Origin of the sequence: Acetobacter senegalensis (genome assembly GCF_001580995.1) — a bacterium.
GTDB classification, from domain to species: domain Bacteria; phylum Pseudomonadota; class Alphaproteobacteria; order Acetobacterales; family Acetobacteraceae; genus Acetobacter; species Acetobacter senegalensis.
Map to the genome: position 1 here is coordinate 1 of NZ_LHZU01000107.1, position 24,683 is coordinate 24,683.

The 24,683-nt window shown below is 57.7% G+C and carries 24 protein-coding genes, 1 pseudogene and 1 riboswitch; of the genes and pseudogenes, 10 read left to right on the top strand and 15 right to left on the bottom strand.

Annotated elements, in window-relative coordinates; all coding sequences use genetic code 11:
• A pseudogene (locus AD948_RS18500) lies at positions 1-306 on the top strand (hypothetical protein); the annotation flags it as partial.
• A 183-nt stretch (positions 307-489) separates the two neighbouring features.
• The gene (locus tag AD948_RS04025) at positions 490-1,629 is read left to right on the top strand and encodes an MFS transporter (protein ID WP_061470838.1); all 1,140 of its coding nucleotides are present in this window, start codon (positions 490-492) and stop codon (positions 1,627-1,629) included.
• A gap of 73 nt (positions 1,630-1,702) precedes the next feature.
• Here the strand turns inward: AD948_RS04025 and AD948_RS04030 are convergent, their stop codons facing one another.
• The 6 genes from AD948_RS04030 to ribD all read right to left on the bottom strand — a co-directional run bounded on the left by AD948_RS04030 (position 1,703) and on the right by ribD (position 8,996).
• Complete coding sequence (locus tag AD948_RS04030; RefSeq protein ID WP_061470839.1) at positions 1,703-4,297, bottom strand: MMPL family transporter; 2,595 nt, start codon at positions 4,295-4,297, stop codon at positions 1,703-1,705.
• Between the two features lie 112 nt (positions 4,298-4,409).
• Positions 4,410-5,450: a lysylphosphatidylglycerol synthase domain-containing protein gene (locus tag AD948_RS04035; protein WP_061470840.1), complete on the bottom strand. Its 1,041-nt coding sequence runs from the start codon at positions 5,448-5,450 to the stop codon at positions 4,410-4,412.
• A 52-nt stretch (positions 5,451-5,502) separates the two neighbouring features.
• On the bottom strand, positions 5,503-5,985 hold the full coding sequence (gene ribH / locus AD948_RS04040; protein WP_006558368.1) for a 6,7-dimethyl-8-ribityllumazine synthase: 483 nt from the start codon (positions 5,983-5,985) through the stop codon (positions 5,503-5,505).
• Between the two features lie 46 nt (positions 5,986-6,031).
• Entirely contained in the window at positions 6,032-7,372 is a 1,341-nt protein-coding gene (locus AD948_RS04045; protein WP_058987056.1) for a bifunctional 3,4-dihydroxy-2-butanone-4-phosphate synthase/GTP cyclohydrolase II, read from the bottom strand.
• A complete protein-coding gene (locus AD948_RS04050; protein WP_061470841.1) occupies positions 7,357-7,959 on the bottom strand; it encodes a riboflavin synthase in 603 nt (200 codons plus the stop codon). Before AD948_RS04050 ends, AD948_RS04045 begins: the two co-directional genes overlap by 16 nt.
• Positions 7,944-8,996, bottom strand: a complete 1,053-nt coding sequence (ribD, locus tag AD948_RS04055; RefSeq protein ID WP_248845912.1) for a bifunctional diaminohydroxyphosphoribosylaminopyrimidine deaminase/5-amino-6-(5-phosphoribosylamino)uracil reductase RibD — start codon at positions 8,994-8,996, stop codon at positions 7,944-7,946. The genes AD948_RS04050 and ribD overlap by 16 nt, the downstream gene beginning before the upstream one ends.
• A gap of 101 nt (positions 8,997-9,097) precedes the next feature.
• Positions 9,098-9,247, bottom strand: a riboswitch (FMN riboswitch).
• Positions 9,248-9,685: 438 nt separating this feature from the next.
• Between ribD and AD948_RS04060 the strand changes: the two genes are divergently transcribed.
• From AD948_RS04060 to petA, 3 genes are read left to right on the top strand one after another with little or no spacing between them, the layout of a single operon-like run.
• A complete protein-coding gene (locus AD948_RS04060) occupies positions 9,686-10,930 on the top strand; it encodes a cytochrome b (RefSeq protein WP_408736053.1) in 1,245 nt (414 codons plus the stop codon).
• Positions 10,931-11,755, top strand: coding sequence for a cytochrome c1 (locus tag AD948_RS04065; RefSeq protein ID WP_082782290.1), 825 nt, complete (start codon positions 10,931-10,933; stop codon positions 11,753-11,755). It abuts the gene before it with no gap.
• A 3-nt stretch (positions 11,756-11,758) separates the two neighbouring features.
• Positions 11,759-12,430 (top strand): ubiquinol-cytochrome c reductase iron-sulfur subunit, encoded by a 672-nt coding sequence (gene petA, locus AD948_RS04070; protein ID WP_082782291.1) that lies wholly within the window; start codon positions 11,759-11,761, stop codon positions 12,428-12,430.
• A 61-nt stretch (positions 12,431-12,491) separates the two neighbouring features.
• Here petA and AD948_RS04075 read toward each other — a convergent pair whose 3' ends face one another.
• The 3 genes from AD948_RS04075 to AD948_RS04085 form a co-directional block, all read right to left on the bottom strand.
• Positions 12,492-13,085 carry a peroxiredoxin gene (locus AD948_RS04075; protein WP_082782294.1) on the bottom strand — a complete coding sequence of 198 codons (594 nt, stop codon included), beginning with the start codon at positions 13,083-13,085 and terminating at the stop codon, positions 12,492-12,494.
• 264 nt (positions 13,086-13,349) lie between these two features.
• Positions 13,350-14,921: an outer membrane beta-barrel protein gene (locus AD948_RS17570; RefSeq protein WP_082782292.1), complete on the bottom strand. Its 1,572-nt coding sequence runs from the start codon at positions 14,919-14,921 to the stop codon at positions 13,350-13,352.
• Between the two features lie 9 nt (positions 14,922-14,930).
• The gene (locus AD948_RS04085) at positions 14,931-15,233 is read right to left on the bottom strand and encodes a hypothetical protein (protein ID WP_156478920.1); all 303 of its coding nucleotides are present in this window, start codon (positions 15,231-15,233) and stop codon (positions 14,931-14,933) included.
• A gap of 62 nt (positions 15,234-15,295) precedes the next feature.
• On the opposite strand from AD948_RS04085, the gene AD948_RS04090 reads away from it, so the two are divergent.
• From AD948_RS04090 to AD948_RS04105, 5 genes are all read left to right on the top strand, one after another.
• Entirely contained in the window at positions 15,296-15,853 is a 558-nt protein-coding gene (locus AD948_RS04090; protein WP_006558380.1) for a flavodoxin family protein, read from the top strand.
• Positions 15,854-16,004: 151 nt separating this feature from the next.
• The gene (locus AD948_RS04095) at positions 16,005-16,445 is read left to right on the top strand and encodes a hypothetical protein (RefSeq protein WP_061470843.1); all 441 of its coding nucleotides are present in this window, start codon (positions 16,005-16,007) and stop codon (positions 16,443-16,445) included.
• Positions 16,446-16,651: 206 nt separating this feature from the next.
• Positions 16,652-16,897 carry a hypothetical protein gene (locus AD948_RS04100; RefSeq protein ID WP_039904117.1) on the top strand — a complete coding sequence of 82 codons (246 nt, stop codon included), beginning with the start codon at positions 16,652-16,654 and terminating at the stop codon, positions 16,895-16,897.
• Positions 16,894-17,061 carry a hypothetical protein gene (locus tag AD948_RS18040; protein ID WP_156478921.1) on the top strand — a complete coding sequence of 56 codons (168 nt, stop codon included), beginning with the start codon at positions 16,894-16,896 and terminating at the stop codon, positions 17,059-17,061. Before AD948_RS04100 ends, AD948_RS18040 begins: the two co-directional genes overlap by 4 nt.
• A 243-nt stretch (positions 17,062-17,304) precedes the next feature.
• Positions 17,305-17,997 carry a YfdX family protein gene (locus AD948_RS04105; RefSeq protein WP_061470856.1) on the top strand — a complete coding sequence of 231 codons (693 nt, stop codon included), beginning with the start codon at positions 17,305-17,307 and terminating at the stop codon, positions 17,995-17,997.
• 314 nt (positions 17,998-18,311) lie between these two features.
• On the opposite strand, the gene AD948_RS04115 is transcribed toward AD948_RS04105, so the two are convergent.
• The 6 genes from AD948_RS04115 to cydB all read right to left on the bottom strand — a co-directional run bounded on the left by AD948_RS04115 (position 18,312) and on the right by cydB (position 24,680).
• Positions 18,312-19,238 (bottom strand): LysR family transcriptional regulator, encoded by a 927-nt coding sequence (locus AD948_RS04115; protein WP_061470845.1) that lies wholly within the window; start codon positions 19,236-19,238, stop codon positions 18,312-18,314.
• Between the two features lie 277 nt (positions 19,239-19,515).
• Positions 19,516-20,592, bottom strand: a complete 1,077-nt coding sequence (gene moaA / locus AD948_RS04120; protein WP_082782293.1) for a GTP 3',8-cyclase MoaA — start codon at positions 20,590-20,592, stop codon at positions 19,516-19,518.
• A gap of 16 nt (positions 20,593-20,608) precedes the next feature.
• The gene (locus tag AD948_RS04125) at positions 20,609-22,912 is read right to left on the bottom strand and encodes an FdhF/YdeP family oxidoreductase (protein ID WP_061470846.1); all 2,304 of its coding nucleotides are present in this window, start codon (positions 22,910-22,912) and stop codon (positions 20,609-20,611) included.
• A gap of 84 nt (positions 22,913-22,996) precedes the next feature.
• Positions 22,997-23,470: a nitrate reductase associated protein gene (locus tag AD948_RS04130; RefSeq protein ID WP_061470847.1), complete on the bottom strand. Its 474-nt coding sequence runs from the start codon at positions 23,468-23,470 to the stop codon at positions 22,997-22,999.
• A 54-nt stretch (positions 23,471-23,524) separates the two neighbouring features.
• Complete coding sequence (locus tag AD948_RS17575) at positions 23,525-23,674, bottom strand: DUF2474 family protein (RefSeq protein ID WP_006558391.1); 150 nt, start codon at positions 23,672-23,674, stop codon at positions 23,525-23,527.
• Positions 23,661-24,680: a cytochrome d ubiquinol oxidase subunit II gene (gene cydB, locus AD948_RS04135; RefSeq protein ID WP_058987063.1), complete on the bottom strand. Its 1,020-nt coding sequence runs from the start codon at positions 24,678-24,680 to the stop codon at positions 23,661-23,663. The genes AD948_RS17575 and cydB overlap by 14 nt, the downstream gene beginning before the upstream one ends.
• Positions 24,681-24,683 lie beyond the last annotated feature (3 nt).

Below are 24,683 nucleotides of genomic sequence, written 5' to 3' on the forward strand. Positions count from 1 at the left end.
GGCACTGGCACTGGCACTGGCACTGGCACTGGCACTGGCACGTTATTCAGCCAAGTTTCTGCGTCAACAGCACTGTGCGGTGATCATCTCGGGCTGGAAAATGCCCTCTCCATCCACGAGCGAGATGAGAAAATACCCCTCCCTCCCTGCCGCTCCATGCCTGAAGTGCCGGAACGCGAGGGTGAGCAACGGTCCGTGTTGCTCCCACACAAGGAAACACTTTTCTCCTTCACCTGTTGCATGCTCTCTGGCAGGCTGCCGTCTTCTCCTCTTCCCGTGCCCCGATATGCCTGCATAATGGCATAGTCATTTCGCTTCCGAACACCTTGTGGATCGGATAGCCCCCTCTGTTTTTCTTCTGCCTCAGGGATACTTCGTGACCAATCCGACACTCCTTGTCTCCGTTCCCTCCTGTTTTTACCCCTTCGGTGTTTCAGCAACACGCGCAGCGTGCTGGGCCGGGCTCCCCGCTACGAAGGTTGTTCTGTCATGATCGCGCGGCTTCTTGTGCTCTCTCTGGGGGCGTTTGTCTGGCAGGTGACGGAAATTCTGCCAATCGGGTTGCTGACAGATATTGCCCATGGGTTGAATGTCTCGGAAGCGCAGGTGGGCATGCTGGTTACAGGCTATGCGTGGCTGGTCGCCCTGACCGCCATTCCGTTGACCATTCTGACATCCGGCATGGACCGCCGCTTTCTTGTTGCGTTGCTTCTGGCTTTGGTGGGGGCCGTAAACCTGCTCTCAGCCATGGTGCCCAGCTACACCCTCATGGCGCTGCTGCGCATTGTGCTGGCGCTGGGGCACGGGGTGTTCTGGTCCATTATTTCCGGTCTGGCCGTCAGGCTCGCGCCCGAACTCCCCATTGCGCGCGCAACGGCCATCGCTTTTACGGGCGTAGCCGTTGCATTTGCGGGCGGCATTCCTCTGGCCTCCGCCATCGGGCACTGGATTGGCTGGCGCGCCGCCTTTTCCCTCAGCGGGGTTCTGGGCGTGGTGGTGCTGGCGGCTGCACTGGTGTTGTTGCCGCCGCTCCCCAGTGCCAAGCGACATATTGATATCCGCCACCTGATACGCCAGCCCGTATTGCGCTACATCGCCCTGCTGACTGCCTGCGCCGTCACTGCCCATTTTACCGCCTACACTTACGTGGTGCCGCTACTGCAAACGCTGGCGCATGCGCCATCAGCCCAGATTCCGCTTATGCTGCTGGTATTTGGCGGAGCCGGTATTCTGGGTAACTGGGTTGGTGGGCGGCTCCCCTTCTCTGCCGGGCGCACAGTCGGGTTCTCCCTGATCGGCCTTGTGGCCAGCTTCGGGCTGCTGGTGCTTTCCGCTCAGTTCAATGCTGTGGCCTGGGTTGATCTGACCCTGTGGGGCATGGTTTCCGCCCTTATGAATCTCGGTCTGCAAAGTTACGCTCTGGAACTGGCCCCCAGCCAGCACGAAGCGGCCTCCTCATTTTGCGTCACGGGCTTTAACGCCGGTATTGGCACAGGCGCGCTGGTAGGAGGCATGGTGCTTTCTGGTGGCGGGGCCATAGCGGTTATGGTCTGTGGAGGCGTGCTGGCCTGCGTGGCCTGGGTTGTGCTGCAAAAAAAGCCGCAGCGCCAAACCGCTTCCTCCTCCTGAACTCGTCCATAAAAAAAGGCTCCTTCAAGGAGCCTTTTTTACGTACAGCCTGATGGCTCGGGGCAATCAGAGCTTATTCCTTATCAATATCCCGCTTGGGCAGCAGAGCAGGCACAAACACCAACGTTGCCAGCAACGTGCAGCCCAGAGAGAGCAGCAACAGCCGCCCCATGCTGGCCGTACCGGGGTGATGGGAAAGTGCCAAAGACCCAAACGCAGTGCCTGTTGTCAGGGCAGAGAACAGAACAGCGCGCGCGGTGGGAGACGCCAGCGGGTGCTGCACACCATCCCGCCAGTTCATGACGAAATAGATGTTGAAAGACACCCCAACGCCCAACAGCAGCGGCAGAGCAATGATGTTGGCAAAGTTCAGTGTTTCCGGCAGCAGCACAATCAGGATCACTGTCATGAGGGCGGAAAGCATCAGCGGGGCCAGCACCAGCGCCATGTCCCGGATACGACGCAGAGCCAGAAAGAGGATCAGCGCGATCATGACAATGGCGGCAGCCGCAGCCTGTTCAAACGCCCGCACGATAGAGCGCGCGCTCTCCACAATATCCACGGCTGTCCCGGCAATATCGGGAGCTTCCTTTTGCAGGGATGTCACAAACTTGCGGAGCGCCCCACTGTTGGACATCACACCATTGGGGTGCACTTCTACCAGCGCACGGCCATCGGGCAGCAGATAATCATCCGCCAGTTCAGGCGGCACGTCTTTCACCGTGACCGGCTTTGCCTGAAGCATCACGCGCAACTGGTCCAGTTCCTGCGGCAGAAAGCGCACCAGCGCCGTGTTGGCATCCAGCACAATCTGGTCAGATGACGTGGCCAGTTTCGCCAAAGCTGCCTGAATACGACGGAGCGGGTCCTGCTGCGGCAGTTTATCCAGAATACCACCAAGAGCCGTGGCCGTGTTCTGCGCGGCATCCCGCAACGCCTGCGCATCTGGCGCTGGTTTGGGAGACGGCACAATCAGGGTGGGCAACAATACCGTCGCGGCGTCCTGAATCAGGGCGAGTTTTTCATCCTGCTTTTCCGGCACGAAGGAGCCCAGCCACATGGCATCATGCACGCCGGGCACTGCGGAAAGACGCGCTGCCTGCGCCTTTGCTTCATCCAGAGATTTCACCAGCAGTTCCGCGCTGTAAGGCGAAGACTGCGGGTTTGTCATAAGCAGATGCAGCGCCTTCATACCCTCGGAATTGGGGTTCTTGGTGTGCAGTGGGTCACCATCAAATTGCAGGCGCGGCACAAGGGCCAGCCCTGCCACAGCTACGGCACCAAAAATACCCAGCAGAATCTTGCGGTGATGGCGAATTTTCACATCCACCGGCTGCATGAAGGCATAGCCCATGCTCGGGCAATCCAGCGGCGGGTGAAAGATTTTCAGCAAGGCCGGAAGAAGGCTGGTGGTGCAAACAAACGCCACCATCATGCCAATGCCGGCAATTAGCCCAAGCTGGGCCACGCCCAGAAAAGCGGTGGGCGTAAAGGCCAGAAACCCGGCGGATGTTGCCAGCGCAGCCACCAGAATCTGGTGCCCGGTTTCATCTCCCGTTTCGGCCAGCGCGGCCAGAATGCCCTGCTCGCTTTCTCCATTCTGGTGCTGGGCCCGGAACCGGACCGAGAACTGAATGGCAAAATCCACCGCTATCCCAACAAACAGAATAGCGAACGCAACCGAGATCAGATTAAGCGTGCCGACCGCCACGGCAGCAAAGCCGGTGGTCAGCAGAAGCCCCACAACCAGCGTGACCACAATAGGCAGCACCACGCGCCAGGAATGCACGGCCAGCGTCAGCCATAACGTCACCAGAGCCAGAGACCCCAGTAACCCCGCCACCATACCTTCGGCCACGGTGGCAAATTCCTCATCATCAAGCTGCACCTGGCCGGTGAGATGCACCTTTACATGCCCGTTGCGCACAAACTCCAGAGACTGCGCCGCCTTGCTCATGGCATCCGCCGCTGCGCCACCCGGCTGGAAGGAGCCGTAATCCAGCTTGGGCTTGGTGATGACAAACTGGTAACGCCCGGCCAGATCGGACAGCTTGCCCCCCAGCAGTTGCTCCCACGAGAGAAGCTGCGGGTGCCCGGCCGCCGCTTTTTCCATATTGTCAGCAAAGCCGGAAAGCGCGGTCTGAAAGCCGCCCAGATCCACCTGCCCCTGCTTCACGCCCTCGGCGATAAGGGAAAGGGTGCCAAACAACCCACGGGCAGAGGGGTCCTGCGCCAGAGCGGACAGGAAGGGCTGGGCCGTAATGGTGTCATTCAACACCTGGGAAAGCGGCTGTGGGTCCAGAAACATCAGGCCGTTGCGCACCAGATACGGGTTTGCATCCGGTCGCTCGGCAAAGTTGAAGTGGGTGTGGTCGGCCGCAAGCCGTTCCGCCAGCAGGCGGGCGGTCTCACGCCCTTCCTCCGGCAGGTCGGCCTCAATCACCGCAACCAGAAGGTTTTCCTTCTGCGGGAACAGCCGCCCCATTTCATCAGACCGCTGTTTCCACTCCAGCCGGTCAGAGAGCATCTTGCTGGTATCTGTGGTGACCCCCAGAAAATTCATGCCCGCAAAAACGGCACCACCCGAGAGAATGAAGAACAGGGCGACCACAGCGTAAGCGTGACGGGCGCAGAATGTAATGAAACGACCTATGGGTGCGGAGAGCATAGCTGGCGATCAGTTCCCAAAAATTCACGGCGCAAGGCCAAAAGCTGTTTTCGTTTGGCCCAACCGCCCCGCTTCATGCAAGGGATGATGTCAAAAGCAGGCACGTCCCGCGTTACAGACCAGAACGGGAAAGAGGATTTTTACCCACAGACTGGGCGCAGGATGCGGGCCGTTCGGCCCCTTGCGCGGGGGTATCCCACCTGTGTTCAAGCACCTGCCACAGGCAAAGGGACGGCACGCCCCATGCAATTTCTCGCACACGTTTGATCAGGGAAAGCGCAATGGCAACGGGGGGCGCCACGCCAAACAGGCTGCCCACCAGAATATAGCCGCCTTCAGAAACCCCAAGGGCGCCGGGCACGGCAAAGCCTGCGGATTTTGCAGCCTCACCCACGCCCTCAATCACGAAACCAACGGCCAGAGACCGGTCATGACCCAGAAAATGCAGAATCAGGCACACTTCCACTGCGCCCAGCGCCCATGCCAGATACTGAAGGATCAGAGCAGAAACGGCGTTCCGCTTAACCTTGTAAAGGCCGAGCACTTCCTGATGCAGCCCGCGTATGCCATCCACACCGTTCCAGCCAAGATGCTCCGCGATTTTCACCAGCAGCACCTCAACAAACGCCACGGCCCCCAACCACTGGCTGGCGAACACCGCAAGCCCGATGGCCAGCGCCACCAACGCGCTTTCCAGCAGTTCATCCGTCACATGGGAGCGTTTGACCAGAAACAGCAGCAGGCCCAGCCCCATGAAGGTGAATAATACCTGACTGAGCAGTTCGAGCGTGAGATCACAAATGGTCGCGGCGGCAGCCTTGCGCGTGCCAAGCCCGCGTTTGGCGAGCAGACGGCTGGACCACACTTCCCCACCCACCTGCGCGACCGGCAGAAGATTATTGATTCCCTCCCGCACGCAGCGGAGGGCAAAATAGTCCTGCCAGGAGAGGGATGCGCCATGTTTATGGCCCGCAATGGTGCGCCATGCCTGCGCGGAAAGTGCGACCTGAATTGCGTGAAAAACTATGGCGGCCAGCACACCCCAGCCGCCTGTTACCATCAGGGAAAGGATGGAACGAGCGCCGAACTGCATCAGCATCCAGACAGTCAGCCCCAGTCCCAGAAGACCTGCGATGACGGTAACCCGCTTCATTCTTCCCCCTGCTTTTTCAGGACCGCGCGCTCACGCAGCAGCCCTGTTCTGATCAGACCTTAATCTGACGCAGCAAAGCAAGTGACTCCACACACGCAGCGGCCGCTTCACGTCCTTTGTTATGAATGTCATCGCGGGAGCGAAGTTCCGCCTGCTCATCGGTATAGGTGGTCAACACCCCAAACGCGATGGGCACTTCCGTCGCCAGAGAAGCCTGCATCAGGCCCATGGTGGTGCCCAGACTAATGAATTCAAAATGCGCCGTATCACCCTTGATCACGCAGCCAAGGCAGATCACGCCTTCATACCGGCCAGATTTTGCCAGTGTCTGCGCCAGAAGCGGCATCTCGAATGCGCCGGGGGCTGCAAAAATATCGTTCTCACCTACGGTAATATTGTGCTCGCCCAGCCACGCAATAGCGCCATCGCGCAAGCCGCCCGTCACGTCCTCATTAAAGCGGCTGACAATCAGGGCCAGACGCGGGGCGGGAACCAGATTGAGGTCCGGCAGAGAAACCGGAATCCGTGTGCTCATAAAATCATCCTTGCTTTGCAGACAGTCTCAAATTCAGGCGGCCGGTTCAGACCGCCGCGCTGACCGTGGCGTCACTCACGGAAAAGTTACTCAGCCGATGCCCCATGCGCTGCCGCTTGGCATTCAGGTAAGCCCGGTTGAAGGGGTTAACAGGTGTTTCCAGCCCGATTCTCTTGCGCACCATGAACCCACGCGCTTCAAGCGCGCGCACCTTGTCCGGATTGTTGGTGAGCAGATCAAGCTGCCCCACGCCCAGATCACGCAGAATGGCGGCGGCGGATGTCCAGTCCCGCACATCGGTTGCAAAACCCAGCTTGTGGTTGGCATCCACCGTATCCAACCCGGCGTCCTGAAGTTCGTAGGCGCGAATCTTGTTTACAAGCCCAATGCCCCGGCCTTCGTGCCCACGCACGTAAACCAGCACTCCGGTTTCCGCCTGCCCTATGGCTTTCAGGGCTGCGTGCAACTGCGTGCCGCAATCACACCGCAAGGACCCCAGCGCATCGCCCGTCACGCATTCGGAATGCAGCCGCACCAGTGGCACAGCACCGGGCGCTGCGGGGTTACCCTTCACCAGCGCCACGTGCTCCACATCCTGCGCATCTCGGAACGCATGGATCACCAGATCTTCCCCGCCATAAGCGCTGGGCAGCGAGGCTTCCGCCAGATCAACCAGTGTTTCTTCCGGCGAGGAGGAGGCTGCTTCCGCGTCCGTTACATCAGAGGCCAGAGGCGTTAGCCCATGGGCGCTGATCCACCGCACCAGCTCTGCAATGGAGATAATGGGCATGTCATGCTTACGGGCATACACTTCCAGTTCCGGACGACGGGCCATGGTGCCGTCCTCATTCAGAATCTCGCAGATCACGGACGCAGGGCGCAGCCCCGCCAGCTTGAGCAGATCAAGCGAGCCCTCCGTATGGCCAATCCGTTCCAGCACGCCGCCGGGGGCAGCACGCAGCGGAAAGATATGGCCCGGTGTCGCCAGATCAGCCGGGGTTGCGGTTTCAGACGCTGCAACCTGCACCGTATGCGAACGGTCTGCCGCGGAAATACCGGTGGAAACCCCTTCCCGCGCCTCGATAGACACCGTAAAGGCCGTGTGGTGGCGGGCAGTATTATCGCGCACCATCATGGGCAGCCCCAGCCGCTCCACCTGCTGCGGTGTAAGAGGCAGACACACTAGCCCCCGCGCATGGGTGATCATGAAGTTCATGGCCTCGGGCGTCATGAACTCGGCGGCCATCACCAGATCGCCTTCATTCTCACGGTCTTCATCGTCCGTCATGATAACCATGCGTCCGGCCCGCAGGGCTTCAACCGCCCGTGCCAGCGCCGCAGAGGGAAGAGCAGGCACCACAGCCGCCCCTTTCACTTTGTCTGGCATAGAACCTCCACGTATTTTGCAATCACATCCACTTCCACATTCACGGCATCTCCTACGGAAAGGGTGCCGAGCGTGGTGTGGGTCCAGGTATGGGGGATGATCATCAGCGCAATAGGAAATACGCCGTCTTTCACGTCCCCAATCTCGTTCAGGGTCAGGCTGATGCCATCCAGTGTGATGGAGCCTTTTTCCACCATGTAGCGGCGCAGGTTTTCCGGCACCTCAAACACCACACGGCGGGCATCGCCCGAGGGCGTACACTCGGCAAACCGCGCTGTGCCATCTACATGCCCCTGCACAATATGGCCTGAAAGCCGGGTGGCAGGGGTTACGGCGCGTTCCAGATTGACACGGCTGCCAGCCTTGAGCGCCCCAAGGGTGGAGCGGTCCAGCGTTTCACTGCTGATAAAGAACCGCGCCACGCCGGTTGCCGCAGGTTCAACTGCTGTCAGGCACACGCCATTCACGGCAATACTTTCGCCTTCAGCAATATCTGTGAGCCCCGTATCCACTTCCACCATCAGGGATTTGTCTCCCGATTCGGCTTTCAGAACATGGCCAAGAGATTCAACTATTCCGGAAAACATGCTTGCTCCTGCGTGCACCGAGCCCACTCCGGAAACAGAGCAAGCGGTGTAACATCATGACGGGTTGAAACGGTGTAATGGTCCACCCCGGCGGCGTTCTGGCGAATGGTCAGCCAGTCGTCCCACAAATTCAGTTCTTTCAGGGCGGCCAGAAGTGTTGGCCCGGCCTCCACCAGCACCCACAGGGCATCTGTCTTGGCCAGCAGGGCGGGAAGATCGGCACAGGAGCGGCAGAACAGAACATCAAACTGCTTCTGCCGTTCGGCCAGCCAGTCTTCCGGTGTGTGCGCCTTCTGGCCACACACCACCAGCAGACGGCGACGGTCCGCATAATCAGCCACATGCCGCACGGTAAAGGCAGGGTTATCCGCCATGACAGTGCCCGTGCCTGTAACCACGCCATCCGTAGCGCGGCGCAGCACATGCGCGAATTTCAGAGATTCGGGAGAAGTGAAGGTTGTCTGCCCTTCAGGCGGCACCATTGTGCCAGCACTGTTCACGGCCTGCTTGACCGTAATCCACGGTCTGCCTTCCGTCATTTTACAGGCAAACGGCGCAAGCAAAGCCTTGCACAAAGCAAACAGGGCAGCCCCGTTCGTGCTTTCTTCCAGCCAGTGCACGCTTATGCCCGCTTCAGCCAGACGCGCAGCGCCGCCCCCCGCCACTGTGGGGTTGGGGTCTGCACAACCAATCCAGACGGTTTTGACCGGAGAGGCCAGTAAGGCTTCGGTGCAAGGGCGTGTGCGCCCCGTATGGTTGCAGGGTTCAAGCGTGACCACGGCTGTCCGCACACGGTCAAACACGCCAGCCTGTTTTGCCTGTTCCAAAGCAAGGCGTTCGGCATGCAGCGCGCCAGCCTTGTGGTGGGCCGCAACGCTCAGCACCTCGCCTTCGGCATCCAGCAACGCGCACCCTACTGCGGGGTTGGGTGCTGTCTGGCCCAGATAGCGGCATGCTTCTGCCACAGCCGTACGGAAAGCCTGCCCGACCTGTTCAGGCACAAATACTGGCGCAAAGTGCGAAGGATTTTCCTGCAACGCCCTGACTCCATTATCTGCCTTGACCACACCAGACAGACTCAGGGCATACAGCGGCTTTCACCGCCTGCCGCCTTCCATACAGAAAGGGCAGACGCCGCCATCGTTCTCTCTCATCCGGACTATCACCGTCGGCTCCGGAATTACACCGGATCTGCTGACCCTGCCGTAGCAGGCGCTCGCGGGCTTATGGCAGGCTGACCTGACCACTTACCGCCGGTAGGGAATTGCACCCTGCCCTGAGAACGTCACACCCGCCAGAAAAGCGGCTGTATTTCGTATGATGGGGATAATACGCTCAGCATGCAAGAGAGAAATACATCACGCTTTTGAGTGAGCCTTTAGCGCAAGCCGCCATGGCCCCGCCGGAACCCTTTTCCCGCGCTCATTCCGCCCGGCATGCAATCTTGTAAAATGTTTCGGCTTAATTATGATCAGGCATCTGTCATGCTCCTGCAAAACCGACCGAGGCAACCATGATGTCCCGAGTAATCTCTCCTGCACAGAAGAGTGTGAAAGCCTCCGCATGACTTTCCGTGCCTTATGGTTTTTCGGGCCATCCTGTTGGCAGATAGCAAGAAAATCGCGCAGGTTGCGCTTTCCTGCGTGCGCTCCGCTGGCCCATTCCGCCTGATCTGGATACCATGCAGCCACGACCCGGCTCCTCTCCGCATTCTATGGAACCACCCATGACCAAACCCAACATGGCGGGCCAGCCGCCTTCTCGTCACCCGGAAGAAAGCTCTGGTGTGGCCGGATGGATTGACCGCCGCCTGCCTGTCATCAGTGGTTTCAGGGCGGAGTATATTGATTTCCGCATGCCAAAGAATCTGAACGGCCTGTGGAACTTCGGTGCGATTCTCACGGTCGTTCTGCTGCTTATGCTGGCAACCGGCACCTTTCTGGCCATGCACTTCATCCCCACCGCAGCAGAAGCCTTTCTTTCTGTTGAGGCCATAGACCGGCAGTTGCCCGGCGGATGGATGCTGCGCAGCATGCATATGGTCGGGGCCAACCTGTTTCTGGCAGCGCTCTATATCCATCTGTTTCGTGGGCTGTATTACGGCTCCTACAAGGCCCCGCGTGAAATTCTGTGGATCAGCGGTCTTGTTCTGATGGTGCTTGTCATGGCCACGGCTTTTGCCGGGTACGTGCTGCCATGGGGGCAGATGTCCTTCTGGGGAGCGGATGTCATCAGCAAGGCCGTGGGCGCGGTGCCGGTTATTGGCAACACGCTGGAACATATTCTGGCGGGCAGTGATCAGTTGGGCGATATTTTTCTGCACCGCTTTTTTGTCATTCACTTCATTCTGGCATTTCTGGTTGTTGCCGTGGTGGGGGTGCACGTTGTGGCAGTTCATGTGGCGGGCTCCAACAACCCACTGGGCATAGAGCCCAAAACCCCCAAAGATACCGTGCCTTTTCATCCATACTTCACCAGCAAGGATCTGGTGGGGCTGGTGCTCTTCGCACTGGTGTTTGCTCTGCTGATGTTCTTCTGGCCCAGCCTGCTGACTGAACCAGACAATTACGCCCCGGCAGACCCCATGCACACCCCCGCGGATATCGAACCGGAATGGTACTTCCTGCCTTTTTATGGCATGTTGCAGTCCGTGCCTTCCAAGTTTGGCGGCCTGCTGGCGGCGGCTGGCTCCCTGCTGATTCTTTTTGCCCTGCCATGGCTGGACCGTTCCCCCGTGCGGTCCATGCGCTTCCGGCCTCTTTGCCGCGTCGGCCTGCTGGGGCTGGTCGTAGCATTTGTGCTGCTGGCACTGGTCGGTAAACACCACGCTCAGGGAAGCTGGATGGCGCTTGGGCGCGTATCTCTGCTCTATTATTTTGGCTATTTTCTTGTGCTCCTCCCCTTGGCACCGCGTCTGGAAAAAACACGCCCCTTGCCTGCCTCCATTTCCGCTGCGCAGGGAGACGCCTGAATGTCTGTTCGCGCATTTTTAGGGGGCGCATGCCTGCTCTCCGGCCTATTCCTGGCAACACCTGAGCAAACTGCTCTGGCCCAGACGCCCTCCGCTCCGGCTTCTTCCCCGGCGGCAGCACCGGCAGAACCCGCAGCCCCGCCACACCAGAAATGGAGCTTTGACGGAGCGTTCGGGCAGTTTGATCAGGCCAGCCTGCAACGTGGCTTTCTGGTGTATGACCATGTGTGTTCCACCTGCCATGGCATGCGCAGCCTGACCTATAATGATCTGGCGGGCATCGGCCTGAGCTCCAAAGCCATTTCAGACCTTGCGCATAGCAAGCAGTTCCCCGGCCCGGTAGATGAAGATGGGCAGCCGACAACCCGCCCCGGCACGCCGGATGACCACTTCAAATCCCCCTTCCCGAGTGAAGCCGCCGCCGCAGCCATGATGGGCGGCGTGGCCCCGCCTGATCAGTCCCGCCTTGCCCTGATCAAGCCCCACGGGGCAGACTGGCTTTACGCGTTCCTGACCGGCTACCGCATGCCGCCACCGCCCGGCGCGCCCATGGTGCCCGGCAAGTTCTACAATGAATGGGCTGACGGCCACCTGATTGGCATGCCACCACCGCTGGTAGAAGGCGGCGTGAGCTTTCCGGATGGCACCAAGGCCACGGTGGACCAACAGGCGCGCGATGTTTCAACTTTTCTGGTCTGGGCCGCTGACCCACACCGCAATGCACGCCACCATATTGGCAAAGGGGTTGTGCTTTACCTGATTGTTCTGCTTCTGCTGGCCATTGCATGGAAGAAGAAAATCTGGAAACGCCTGGACGGAAACTGACAGATGGAAAACACCTCCCCCGCACCGCAGAACACGCCTGAAACGGATACCCCGGAACACACCGCCGGTCGGCGTGATTTTCTGGGCATGGTGACAACGGCAGGCGCTGTAACCGGCGTTGCCGCATGCACTATCCCGTTTCTGGAAAGTCTGGCCCCGCAGGATAGCGCCTCCGCCCATCTGCCCGTTGATGTAGATCTCTCCAAACTGGCTCCCGGCCAGCAGACAACCGTGGTCTGGCAGGGCAAACCCGTGTTCATTCTGCACCGCACCCCAGAAGACATTGCCAAACTTCAGGATGCCGCGCTGACAGAGCGCCTGCGGGACGGGGATTCGCATGATCTGCAACAGCCTGCCTATGCCAAGAACTGGCATCGGTCGCTCACGCCTGAATACGGGGTGTATGTAGGAATCTGCACCCATCTGGGGTGTGTGCCATCTTACGCACCCGCCCCCGGCGGGGCGCCGGCAGAGGCCAAGGCCGCTCCGGCTGGCGGCTATGCCTGCCCTTGCCATGGTTCAAAGTTTGATCTGGCAGGGCGCGTCTTCAAGGGGGCGCCCGCGCCCTACAACCTGCCGGTTCCCCCTTACTTCATGCCCAACCCGACCACCATCAGGCTGGGTGAAAACCCCAAGGGACAGGATTTCGATTTCTCAACCATTGTGCAGATCTAAAAGGCTGTTTGAAAACCCTGTCCGGTTGGTCTGATGTAAAAAACGGTGCCTTTCAGGGGGCTCACTGTGCGCTGGCATGCCATGCGGTTACGGCATCCAGCGTTTTGCTGACATGCGTTTCCGGGTCCTGGCTGGTATAGCTCAGCACAATCTTGTCGTCCGGCGTAATCACGTAAGACGAGCGGTCTGAGTGCAGAAACGTGCCCTGCGAGCTAAGTGATTTATAAAGACCAGCCACTTTTGCACCTGGGTCTGCCAGCACGGCAAACTTGCTTCTACATTCTTCCTTTGAAAACTCAGCAACACGGTCCACATTACCCGCCGTTACCCCAACAACAGTCGCGCCCTGTTTGGCAAAATCCTCCGTTGCCTCAGCAAACGCATGGGCTTCCAGCGTGCACCCTTTGGTAAAAGCCGCCGGGAAGAAATAGAGCACCACCGGCCCCTTTTTCAGCGCATCCTTCAGAGAAAACGTGAGAGGCTTCCCCCCCAGCGCGCCCTGCAACGTAAAATCAGGGGCGGTTTCCCCTTGTGCCAGCGCGGCCAGCGCAGGCTGCGCCCCCACCAGCGGCACGACTGTTGCACACAGGCCAACAGCCGCCAAAGCAGTGCAGGATCGGATCATCACGGCGCGTAATACGGATTTCTTCGTCATGCTTTTCAACCATCCGGCTAGAGTGAAGGCCACCACCATGAGCCTAAATACGCCCTCACACCACTCCTCATTCTGGTAGCACCGCCCGCAGCCCAACCGTGGCGCGCACCATAAACGACGGGCCGTCTCACCCGCCCGTTGAAACGAGCACCAAAGACCGAGGACAATCAGGCCCGCAACTCACTACTCATGCAAGTGCTGAGGGTGCAAACTGGCTTCCCGCGTCCTGCCTTCCTATGGCTCCGTGCCTTTGGCTACGTGGCGTCAGAATGCCCAGACAGCATCGCAGTTGAACCACAGCATATTGTTGGTGCCGTTTGTAACCACCGGGTTCTGCACCGTTCCGGCCTGATTGAAAGGCCGTGTACCATTCAGGGATTTGTCCAGCCGAATCTCTGGCCGCAACGTGAATTTGCCCAGCCCCAAATTCTTGTTGATGAATTCCGGACGATAGGAGGCCCCGACCGTCAACTCCCCATACGTGGTGGGGGGCGCGTTGTAATACGGGTAAGGCCGGTTGCTCAGGGAATGCGTGTAGGACATGAAGCTGGCATATTCGCTCACGGTGCCTCCGGTATTATCCCTGAAGACTTCCCCGCGCAGGTTGAACGTCAGCCATGGCTTGATATCCCACGCCAGATAGCTGGTGACCCCATACACATCATCCCGTGTGGCGTTATCATGCAGATAGGTGCCGTCCACCGTAACGCTGAGCTTATCATTCACATGATACGTGGCCATGATATCTCCATTATACTGCATGAGGTGATTGGCATCAGAACCAAGGCCCGCGCTGGTCCAGCCATCGGGGGATGTCACGGCCCGCCCGTTGTTCCCTTCCGGCCCGAACCGCCCCATGGCGTGAATATCAAGCTTGCCATCCAGCAGATGGTTGAAGGCAAAGCCAAAATACCCCTTGGGTTTGTTATTGTTGCCTGCCGCGCCAAAGGTGGTGGAATTTCCGGCATCCACGCCCAGAATCCAGTCCACATGCTTGCTGAGGTGCATGGTGGCCACAATGCCCACTGTCTGGAAGGGCACAATATAATCAGAAGCGTAATTGAAGGTATAGAAAGGCCGGGCCAGCGCGGGCGTGCCTTCCGCGCCCATCAGGCCGTACATCTGGCCCACCTGCACATCAATGCCGTGTTTGAAAATCCAGGGAAGATGCACGTCCACATGGGCCTGTGTGGGTGCCCACTGATACAACCCTGTAATAGCGCCATCGCCCATGCCGATTGTAGGATCAAACCGTGCATCGGAGCCGTACATGGCCTCCAGCACAAACCCAATCCCATATCCGCCACCAACGTCCGTTACCGGGTGGGAGAGTGATCCCATAATCTGGTTCATGGTAACGGTATTGGCGCGATCATTATAGTACTGGCCAAAGTTTCGGCCTGAACGCGTCCATGGGTTGCCGGTAATTCCGGCTTCTATTGAAAGATGCCCTTCCAGCCCATCCCAGTACGATGCCGCATGGCCCGGTTTTGGGCGAAACAGATTGCCAATGTGCGGGGCGCTCTGCGATGTCTCCGCCGCCGGGGCCGATGGGGGCGCGGCATGCTCGGTCTCCACACTCTGCGGCGAGAGAGGAAGTTGCTTCCCTGCGGGGGCCGCTGCCCCCTGTTGCGGTGTGGGTGCCTGCGGCTGTTGCTGCGCCTTTTTCCCCGCCCGTGCGGCGGAGGGATAGCGGTGCGCCCGTGAGGGATGAGTCAGTGCGGAGCGGGATTGCGGCGGATGCGCAAGCGATGATCTGGCATGCGCCTGTGGCATGTTGCCCGTTATCATCATGCTCCCCAGAGCAACCCCCGCCAGCCAGCTTTTATGCACCATTGGTCAACATCATTTCTTGTTCTTTTTAAGCCCGTTCCCCGAGGCCTGCTGCCGGGCTGCTTGCCCTGCCCATACGGCCATTTCATGGCAAATGAGACCATTCGGCCTACTGCGCCTTGCAGCACAATCTTCAACTGCTTTTCCATCTTCTAGCTCTATACTGGAACCTTTCAGAGAGGCTTGATCACAAACCAGCCATGCCTGCCCTCCACCTTCCCTTTTTCCTCTCAGCCGCACCAAAACAATCTCACACCCTTGGTATGAGATGACTTTTCTTTTTGGCCGATTATCAAACAGAACGAAGGAGGCCATTGTGACCCCCATACCGATGGCCGCAGCAGTGGCCACCGCTTCTGGTTCTAGGAGAAAAGAGTATGGCTGATACTGTTGTCATTTATCATTCTGGCTATGGTCACACCCGCAAGGTGGCGGAACATGTGGCCAAAGGTGCCAATGCCGAGCTTATCGCCATCAATGAACATGGAGATGTGACAGAGGCTGACTGGGCCAAGCTGAACGCTGCCCGCGCCATCATCTTCGGTGCGCCGACCTACATGGGCAACGCAAGCTGGCAGTTCAAAAAATTTGCTGATGCCTCTTCCAAAATCTGGTTCACCCGTGGGTGGGAAAACAAGATTTTCGGTGGCTTCACCAACAGCGCCAGCCTGAGCGGCGATAAAGGCTGCACGCTGGACTGGCTGAGCACGCTGGCCGCACAGCATGGCGGCATCTGGGTCAGCCTGGGTCTGTTGCCCAGCAACACCAAGGAAGCAAAGCGCACGGACCTCAACAATCTGGGTGGCTCCATTGGCCTGCTGGTGCAGAGCCCGGCAGACGCCAGCGTGGATGAAATTCCGCAAGGTGATCTGGACACAGCGGTTCACTATGGCAAGCGGATTGCCGACATAGCGGCCCGTTTCTCCGCCGCCTGAGCCCTTTACCCAGTTTGTCAGCGAACGCCCCGGAAACGGGGCGTTCTGTTTTCCCCCCCTTGCATCCGATGCCGTTTTCAGGCGTTTCAGGCACAGTGCCAAAAGGCACATACCTGTCTTCTCTGCTGCGTCCTGCAAGGATAACTTGGTCATGAAAAACAAAGCATTCCATGCCTGTTTTATGGCAAGCCTTCTGGCGGTTGGGTTCCCTGCTTCTGTTTGGGCCGCAGGCAGGACAACACGCCTGCCCCACACGCCTTTTGCGCAGTCCGGCCCCACATCTCCTTCTACGGCACCGACACCCAAGCCCGCCACGCCCACCACGACACAGACAGCCACTCCGCCAAACCGCTATTCAGACGGCACGGGGGATGAACTGGTTGACCGGCTGAATAATGCCCAGTTGAACCAGAACTACCGCGGCCCCTATTACTATCCGGGGCAGCCTGTTCCCCCTTTTCAGGCGACGGCTCCAGACAAGCTGACACCGGCGACCCCGGCCACATCTCCTGCAGCAACCGGCCCTAAACCCACCACGCCGCAACAGGCTCCCCTTACACCACCTGCCACTCAGGGCACGCCTTTCCGATAAGGAAGACTTTCCCCCACATACGTGCGGCGGATGGCGTGTCATTTCCCGCATGCTTCACACTCCAGCCGGAGCTTTTGTGTGGGGGCGCAGTTTTTTGTGAATAACTGCCATGCTCTCCCTCCGGCTGTCATTCTTCCCGGCATGATCCCATCTTTAAGAAAGAGTTGGTCCTGCACAGGGCCTTACAGGAAGAAAGTAAGATCATCATGCCGCACGATAGAGCACCACACGAAACAAGTTCCCTTCACCATTTGGCAGAACGCACGCTCGCGCAGCCCAAACTGGCCACCAAGGCTGAAGTGCTTGAACTGGCGGGGTTTGTGCTGAAAGGCGGCGAACACGCATCTGAGCTGGAACGCGAAATCGCCAAGAAGGCACAGCATAATCCGGAAGGTGTTACGGCACCAGAACTTCAGGCACTCGCAACAAAAGTTCTGGCAGGTCGCAAATGAGCCATCCTTCCCATACCCCACCCGCTCTTTCTTCTCTCCAGAAAGAACTGGAAGATCTGCAACGTCAAATTGCTGAATCAGAAAAGACGGAGCCTAGGCATGTAGCGGCTCTACGTAAGCGCGAACGGGAAATCTCGGAAGAAATTGCCCGCCTTTCCCGTTAAGGAAAGAATACCTCAAGAAAGCAAGGCTGCCATGTCATGCCCGCTTCCATCATCATGGACGGGCAATCTTCCTTACCCCAGCGGAACAGGTTAGACATAGCGCAGCGTTGCTGCCTTTCGCTTTGGTTCAGCGCAGTGCCTATTTTGCACTGTCGTAACGAGGCTTTTTATTTTTGTTCCGGGATTGCGTATGCCTGAAAAGCCGTAACGCTACTCCGTTTTATAGATGAGATGAGTATAGAGATGCGTTTTATTCCCCTTATGGCCGTTGCCGCCAGCCTTGCCCTGACCCCTGTTGCCAGCCACGCCACCTCCCTGCACACGCATTGGGAACAGTACAAGGCTGGGCGCGCCTTCCGCCATCTGTCCATGGATGGGCAGAAAGCCTTTGGTGATATCTTGAAAGCGCGTGATCTTCTGGCCGCGGGTAATACAGATGCTGCTATCCCGGCGCTGTATGACGCCAGCAAGAGCCTGACCGCCGCAGGCAAAGCCAGCACCAAATTCCAGGCCGCAGAAGCCTCCTTGCAGCCTGCTCCCCAGCATGCTCCGGCAACAGGCCACGTGCCTTCCTCCACCCCGACAGACTGGATTCCGGTTGGCGGCGAATTTATTGCAAGCGAAACACTGGCACCTGAGAAAAAAGCAGCCGTAGCCACAGCCAACAAGCAGTTGCAGTCTGGTGACACGCAGCAGGCCGCGCAGAGCATGCAGGTTGTGGGTGAGGATGTGGATTTCATTGTCGCACTGGCTCCGCTGGCACAAACACAAGGCGCCCTGAACCGCGCCACTGTTTTCACGGAAGGCCGCCAGCCCAAAGAAGCACTGGATGCGCTGGACCAGACGCTCAACAGCCTTATCTTTGTCTCTCAGGATTTTGTGGAAACGGCCATTCCCGCCACTCAGGGCGGCAAGAGTGCGGCTACCTCCAAATAAGATCTAAATCTGAAAAGACCCGCTTTAACGAGTGGGTCTTTTCACAAGACTATTCTCCTCCTCTTTCTTCAAAAGACCGATTTGCAGGCCAAGAGAGAGGGAGGAAGAGTTTTTCAATTTGAAAAGATGCAGTTCAAAATGGTTGGTTTGATGGCCCAGCGTAACAGTACCGGACCATCGCAGCCTCTTCTTCAGACCCCAAAAAGCCTGACCAGCCCGCCCCTTTCCAGCGCCTTCCATGCAGCAGAACGCCAGAGGGAGTGTCCTTGTGGCTCTCCCTCTTCTCCGTTCAGAAAGTCTTGGGGCAGCCTGTATCAGGCAGACTGCGGACAGCAGAGATTATCAAACTGCTGCCTGTAATCTATTGCCTGCGCCACCTTCCATGCCTCGTCAAAGAAGTCTGAAGGTGGGCGCTCGCTTAGTCTGACCAGACCAATTGACCCTGCGGAAAATCCGACCAGCCTGCGCATTTGCAACCTGCCGACAGGGGGCACCCTGAGCGGAAAGGACGAAATAGGCAGGATGGTCGCTAATCTGCCACTCATTATTTCAGCGTGGATCAACTCCAGAGACATGGTTTCAAGCCGGACAATGGGTTTGACACCCGCCGCCTGAAAGCCCGTATCCACCAACTGCCTGCACCGCATGGCCTTGCTAAGAAGCGCCAGCGGAAACTCCGCTGCATCCTCCCAACTGATGTCACGCTCTTCAGGAAAGGCATAAGCCGCCGTTCCCGCCAGCACCTGCTCCTCCTGATACAATGAGCGGACAACAAAAGCCTGTGCCTGCGGGCATTCCTCATAATACATGATGCCGATATCAAGCTGCTGTTTGGTCAGCCTTTCAATAATATCCGCATTGACCAGAACAGAAACATCGCAGAAAAAATCACCAATTTTTTCCTGTATCGCTTCAATCAGAACCGGAACAATGTGCACAGCCGTAGGGATGACCCCTATTTTCAGCGCACCTGCCAGATCCTGCCTGGTCAAAGACACCTCATTCCGCATTTCCGTCACACTATGCAGAATATCATGCGCCCATTTCAGAATACGGATGCCTTCTTCCGTAAAACCAAAGACCTTTTTCTTGCGGTCAATAATAACAACGCCAAGTTCTTCTTCCAGTATCCGCACCGCGCGGGAAAGCGCTGGTTGCGAAACATTGCAGGCCACGGCTGCTTTTGAAAAACTTTTGAACCTGTCGATCTCCCGAAGATAATAAAGCTGCTTCAGAATCATATTTACTCCGGAAAACACGTCTTATCGTCCCCTAATTGACGATCAGCATGTCATATGATGATACCGTCCGCGCCTCTCACGCCGTGCCATAAGGAACCGGACAAGAAAAACGGTTGTCTGTTATAAAAAGAGCGCCCTCCTCCCGCCGCCAGAAAGGGCAGACCAAAAAGTCCACGCCATCAACGCGTGAACCCGTCCAAGGGATGCCTTACAAAATGGCAACGCCAACACAGGCTCTCTGCGGCGCAGTTACAAAAGGGCAACGGGCCTGCTCCTGTTAGCCGCCAATATAGTGCATCTCGATCTTGTCCGCTTTTGCATCAAGTGCTGCGGCGCTGTGGGTAGAACGTGCTGCACGTTCCTCACTGTAGCGATCTGTTCGGTTGCCCCATATTCCCGATAGCACCGCACGAAGCGATGCATCCCGTTCCGCCTGTTTCTGGTCCCGTAACAGCGCACGCAGATCCTTACCCTGTGTTGCAAAAAGACAGGTATAAAGCTTTCCATCTGAAGAAAGACGTGCCCGTGAACATGCCCCGCAGAATGGCGCGCTGACAGAGGAAATAAACCCGATCTCCCCTGCCCCATCCAGATAGCCATAACGCCGCGCCACTTCGCCCTGATAATGCGGAGAAAGAGGAACCAGCGGCCAGAGGGCATTAATCCGCCTCAGCATGTCCTGTGATGGGACAACATCTTTTTTCTCCCACCCGTTGCGGTTGCCAACATCCATATATTCAATAAGCCGCACCACACAGCCCGTATTCCGAAAATAGCTTAAAAGATCGGGCACCCCCGCATCATTCACGCCGCGCTGTACAACGGTATTGATCTTTATGGCACCTTCAAACCCAGCCCGTTGCGCAGCTTCAATCCCTTTCAGCACAGCTTGCGGCGCGCCCCTGCCGCCACTCATCCGGGCGAACACCGCAGGATCAAGACTATCCAGACTGACGCTGATACGACGCAGGCCCGCCTGCCACAGTGCCTGCGCACACCCGGGCAACAGAACGCCATTGGTTGTCAGGGCAATATCTTCAATACCCGGCACACGCACCAGACGGCTTACAAGGTCAGGCAGTTCAGGCCGTAACAGGGGCTCACCACCCGTCAGGCGTATTTTTGTCACGCCCAGACTGGCCGCCACCCGCACCACGCATTCTATCTCGTCAAAATCCAGCCGTTCTACCGGGGGAAGAAAACGGAACCCTTCATGGTAGGTGCTCTCCGGCATGCAGTAGGAGCAGCGGAAATTGCATCGGTCCATAACCGATATCCGCAAATCCCTCAGTGGGCGACCACGTCTGTCCCGGCAGGGTGCAACGCTCTGCACGACCTCTTCCCCGCCAGTCATGATCACCCTGTGCGCCTTATCCAGCAATTTTGAGGGGTGGCGCAGAGGCCACACTTTCCACCACCTTGACAGGAATGGACTTCGCTGCCGGCGTGCCACTGATTTCATCAAAATAATCGAGTGGCAGAAGCGGATTGAGTTCAGGATAATATCCGGCAATGGAGCCACGCGGCATAGGATAGGCAATAACGCTCAACCCATCCACATACCGTCTTACGCCATCCTCGCTATAGGTTTCCAGACCGATAACGGCACCATTTTCCAGCCCGCGCTCCGCCATGTCCTCCTTGTTCATGAAGATGACAAGCCGGGTGTTGTACACCCCCCGATACCGGTCATTATTACTGTAGATGGTCGTGTTATACTGATCATGCGAGCGGATGGTTGCCAGACGCAGCATGGCCGTATCATTAACTGGCACATCAACTTCCAGACCGGGCAGAACCAGAAAATTAGCTTTGCCATTAGGCGTTTTCCACACGCGCCGCCGTGGTGGAATATCCAGATGGAAGCCATGAGGGTTTTTGATCTTCTCTGAAAAATCAGCATAGATTTCAGGATAGACTTCAGCAATCTTGTCCCGTATCGGGGTGTAATCCACCATATACTGCGCCCATGGCGTTCTGGAATGCGGCAGCGCGGCCATGGCCATACGGCAGACAATTTCCGTCTCGGGCAGAACGTGTTCGCTCACGGGTTCAAACACACCGCGAGACGCTGTGACATTCGCCATGGCATCTTCAATGGTGATAAATTGTTCGCCTGCTTCAGTCCGGATAATTTCAGAACGAGCAACAACAGGCAGGATCAGCGCGTCCTTGCCATGCACCAGATGCCCCCTGTTCAGCTTTGTGGCAATGCCAACCGTCAAGTTCAACTTGCTCATGGCTGCGTAGGACCGGGGCGTATCGGGCACGGCGTGAATAAAATTGCCACCCAGACCAATAAAGACTTTGGCCTTACCGGCTTCCATGGCTTCAAGGGCCTCTACCACATGGTGGCCATGCTCACGCGGGGGCTCAAACCCAAACGCATCCCGCACGCGATCCAGATAAAGCTGGGTCGGTTTTTCATCTATCCCGACCGTGCGATCCCCCTGCACGTTAGAATGGCCGCGAATAGGCGCAATACCCGCACCGGGTTTGCCAAAATTCCCACGCAGAAGCAGAATGTTGGCCACCTGCTGCAACAGGCGAGAGCCTTCCTGATGCTGCGTCAGCCCCATACCATAGCAGATGATGGTGGCTTTGGAGTTTTTGTAAATTTCACCAATTTTACGAATCTGTTCTTCTGAAACACCGGAAATACGGGTGATATCCGCCCAGGAACATCCCATCACATCATCCCGCAGCGCATCAATCCCTGCGGTGTGTTCCTGAATGAAGGCTGTGTCCAGTACGTCTTCCCCACGGGCCTCGGCTTCAAACAGCACTTTCATCATGCCTTTGAAAATGGCGAGGTCTCCGCCAATTCGTACATGCACGAATTCGCTGGAAATGGGGGTTGAGCCAAATGTGCTCATCTGCAGCACATCCTGCGGCTCCGTAAAGCGGATCAGTGCCCGTTCCGGCATGGGGTTGATCAGAATAATGGGCACGCCCCGTTTACGGGCATCCACCAGATTGGTCATCATGCGCGGTGAGTTGGTGCCAGTGTTCTGCCCCACCACAAAAATGGCCTCGGCATGCTCAAAATCCGCCATCACAATGGTGCCCTTGCCAATGCCAATGGAAGGCGGCAACCCACGGCTTGTTGGCTCGTGGCACATGTTTGAGCAGTCGGGAAAATTGTTGGTGCCAAATTCACGAATAAAAATGGAATACAGGAAAGCCGTCTCGTTTGCCGTGCGGCCCGATGTATAGAATTCAGCCTGATGCGGGCTTTCAAGCGCCTGCAAATGGCGGCCAATCATAGCGAAGGCATCATCCCACGCGATCGGCACATATTTGTCCGTTGTGGCATCATATTGCATGGGTTCGGTCAGCCGCCCCTGCATTTCAAGCCAGTAGTCACTTTTCTGCATAAGCTCGGTCACGGTATATTTTTCGAAAAATTCCCGCGTTACACGAGCCTTTGTGGCTTCATGCGCAAGTGCCTTGGCGCCGTTTTCACAAAACTCCAGCGTTTTACGGTGGTCCGGGTCAGGAAACGCACAGCTTGGGCATTTGAAGCCACCCGGCTGATTCATGGCCAGAAGCCCGCGTGATCCCTTGACAAGAACACTCTGCTCCATCAGCACCTTCGCCGTGGCGCCAGCTGCTCCCCAGCCCCCGGCAGGATGATGATACGGTTTGAATTCAGACTGTTTTTCTTTGCTCATAAGATCACCCTCTTTGGTCTTTACCGGGCTGCCGGATACAGAAATGCTGCAAAATCTGGATGGTGTTTTTCAGGAAAGGCTGCCTCAGGCCGCCACCCGCGGGTCACACACCAGAACACCAAACTCCTTCATGGCAGGAACAAAATTTTCGTTTTCGTGCTTGGAGCGTGCAAGTTTGATCAGCGCAAAACGCTGGAGCGGCAACAAAGCCGCCCATTGGTCGGGTGTCGGCGGGATTACCCCATCAGCCTGCGCCTGCCGTATAACGGCCTCCGGCATCCGGTCGGGTTCCTGCCAGTCTTCCAGACATGGCGCCGCCAGCGGACGGAGCGGTTCATCACAGCGTGCCGTAATCAGGTGCACAACGCGATCCCGATAAACGGTTTGCTGCTGCAACGTTGTGCAGGGAAGATCAGCAAGCTCTGCCCGTTCCTCACGCGAGAACTGGCTCCATTGCCGCAGGCTCAGCTTGATGCAGACAATATCCAGCTTCTGTCGTGCAATCATTGGAATGCAACGCAATGACCCGGCAAAATCACGTTCAAACTCAAAAAGCATCGGCCCCTGTCCTGAGTGAGCGGTGGAGGAAAGAGCGGCAAAAGCGTTGCCGCCCTACTTGGGAATCAACAAATGGAGGAGAGATGCAGCGGCAATGAACGCCGCCGTGCTGAGCGACCAGATGACCACAAACCAGCCAACCCGCGCGCCGGTCCGTTTGGGTGCGCCATCCCCATTGCCCTGAACAATATCAGTGATAGCCATCTGTTTCCGTCACCTTTCCGCGAAACACGCGATAAGAGTAGATTGTGTAGGTCAGGATGATGGGCAGCAGGATGGCCGTGCCAACAAGCTGGAAAAACTGGCTTGAGGGCGGAGAGGACACATCCCACAACGTCAGCCCCGGCGGTACGGCATAGGGCCAGATGGTAATGCCCAGCCCGGAGAGGCACAGAAAGAACCAGCCCAGCGCACACAGGAACGGCCCCTTGGAGTGCTCCCGCCGCAGGCCCATGACCATCAGGCCACCAAGCAGCGCGACCAGAACAGGCACAGGCGCAACAAACAGCATATTGGGCCACGCCGTCCAACGGCGCAGATAAGGCGCATGCAGCAGCGGGGTCCAGATACTGACAGCAACAATGCAAAGGAAGAGCCCCACAGCCAGACGCGCCGCCCACCTGCGGCACGATGCCTCCAGCACGCCGGTTGTACGCCAGATCAGCCATGTTGCACCCAGCAGGGCGTAGCCGCACATCACGGATAAGCCACACAGAATGCTGAACGGTGTCAGCCAGTCCAGTGGCCCACCGGCAAAAGCGCCATCCGTAACGGTAACACCCTGAACCACACCGGCCAGAATGGCACCCTGACAGAAAGCGGCCAGGCCAGAGCCGACCATGAAACCAGTGGTCCAGAGCCGCTCGCGCGGGGTGCCGCGCGTCATGACACGAAATTCAAACGCCACACCCCGGAAGATCAACGCCAGCAGCATCAGCACGATGGGCAGGTAAAAGGCGGGCAGCAGAGTGGCATACGCACCGGGAAAAACCCCATACAGCACGGCACCGCCTAGAACCATCCATGTCTCGTTCCCGTCCCATACGGGGGCAATGGTGTTCACCATCACATCCCGGCGGCCAGGATCACGCTCCAGCGCAAAGAGCATGCCGATACCCAGATCAAAACCATCAAGAATGACGTAAATACTTATGGCTGCAATCAGAATGACAGCCCAGACAATGGGGAGCCAGTATGCAAAGTCCATCATGGA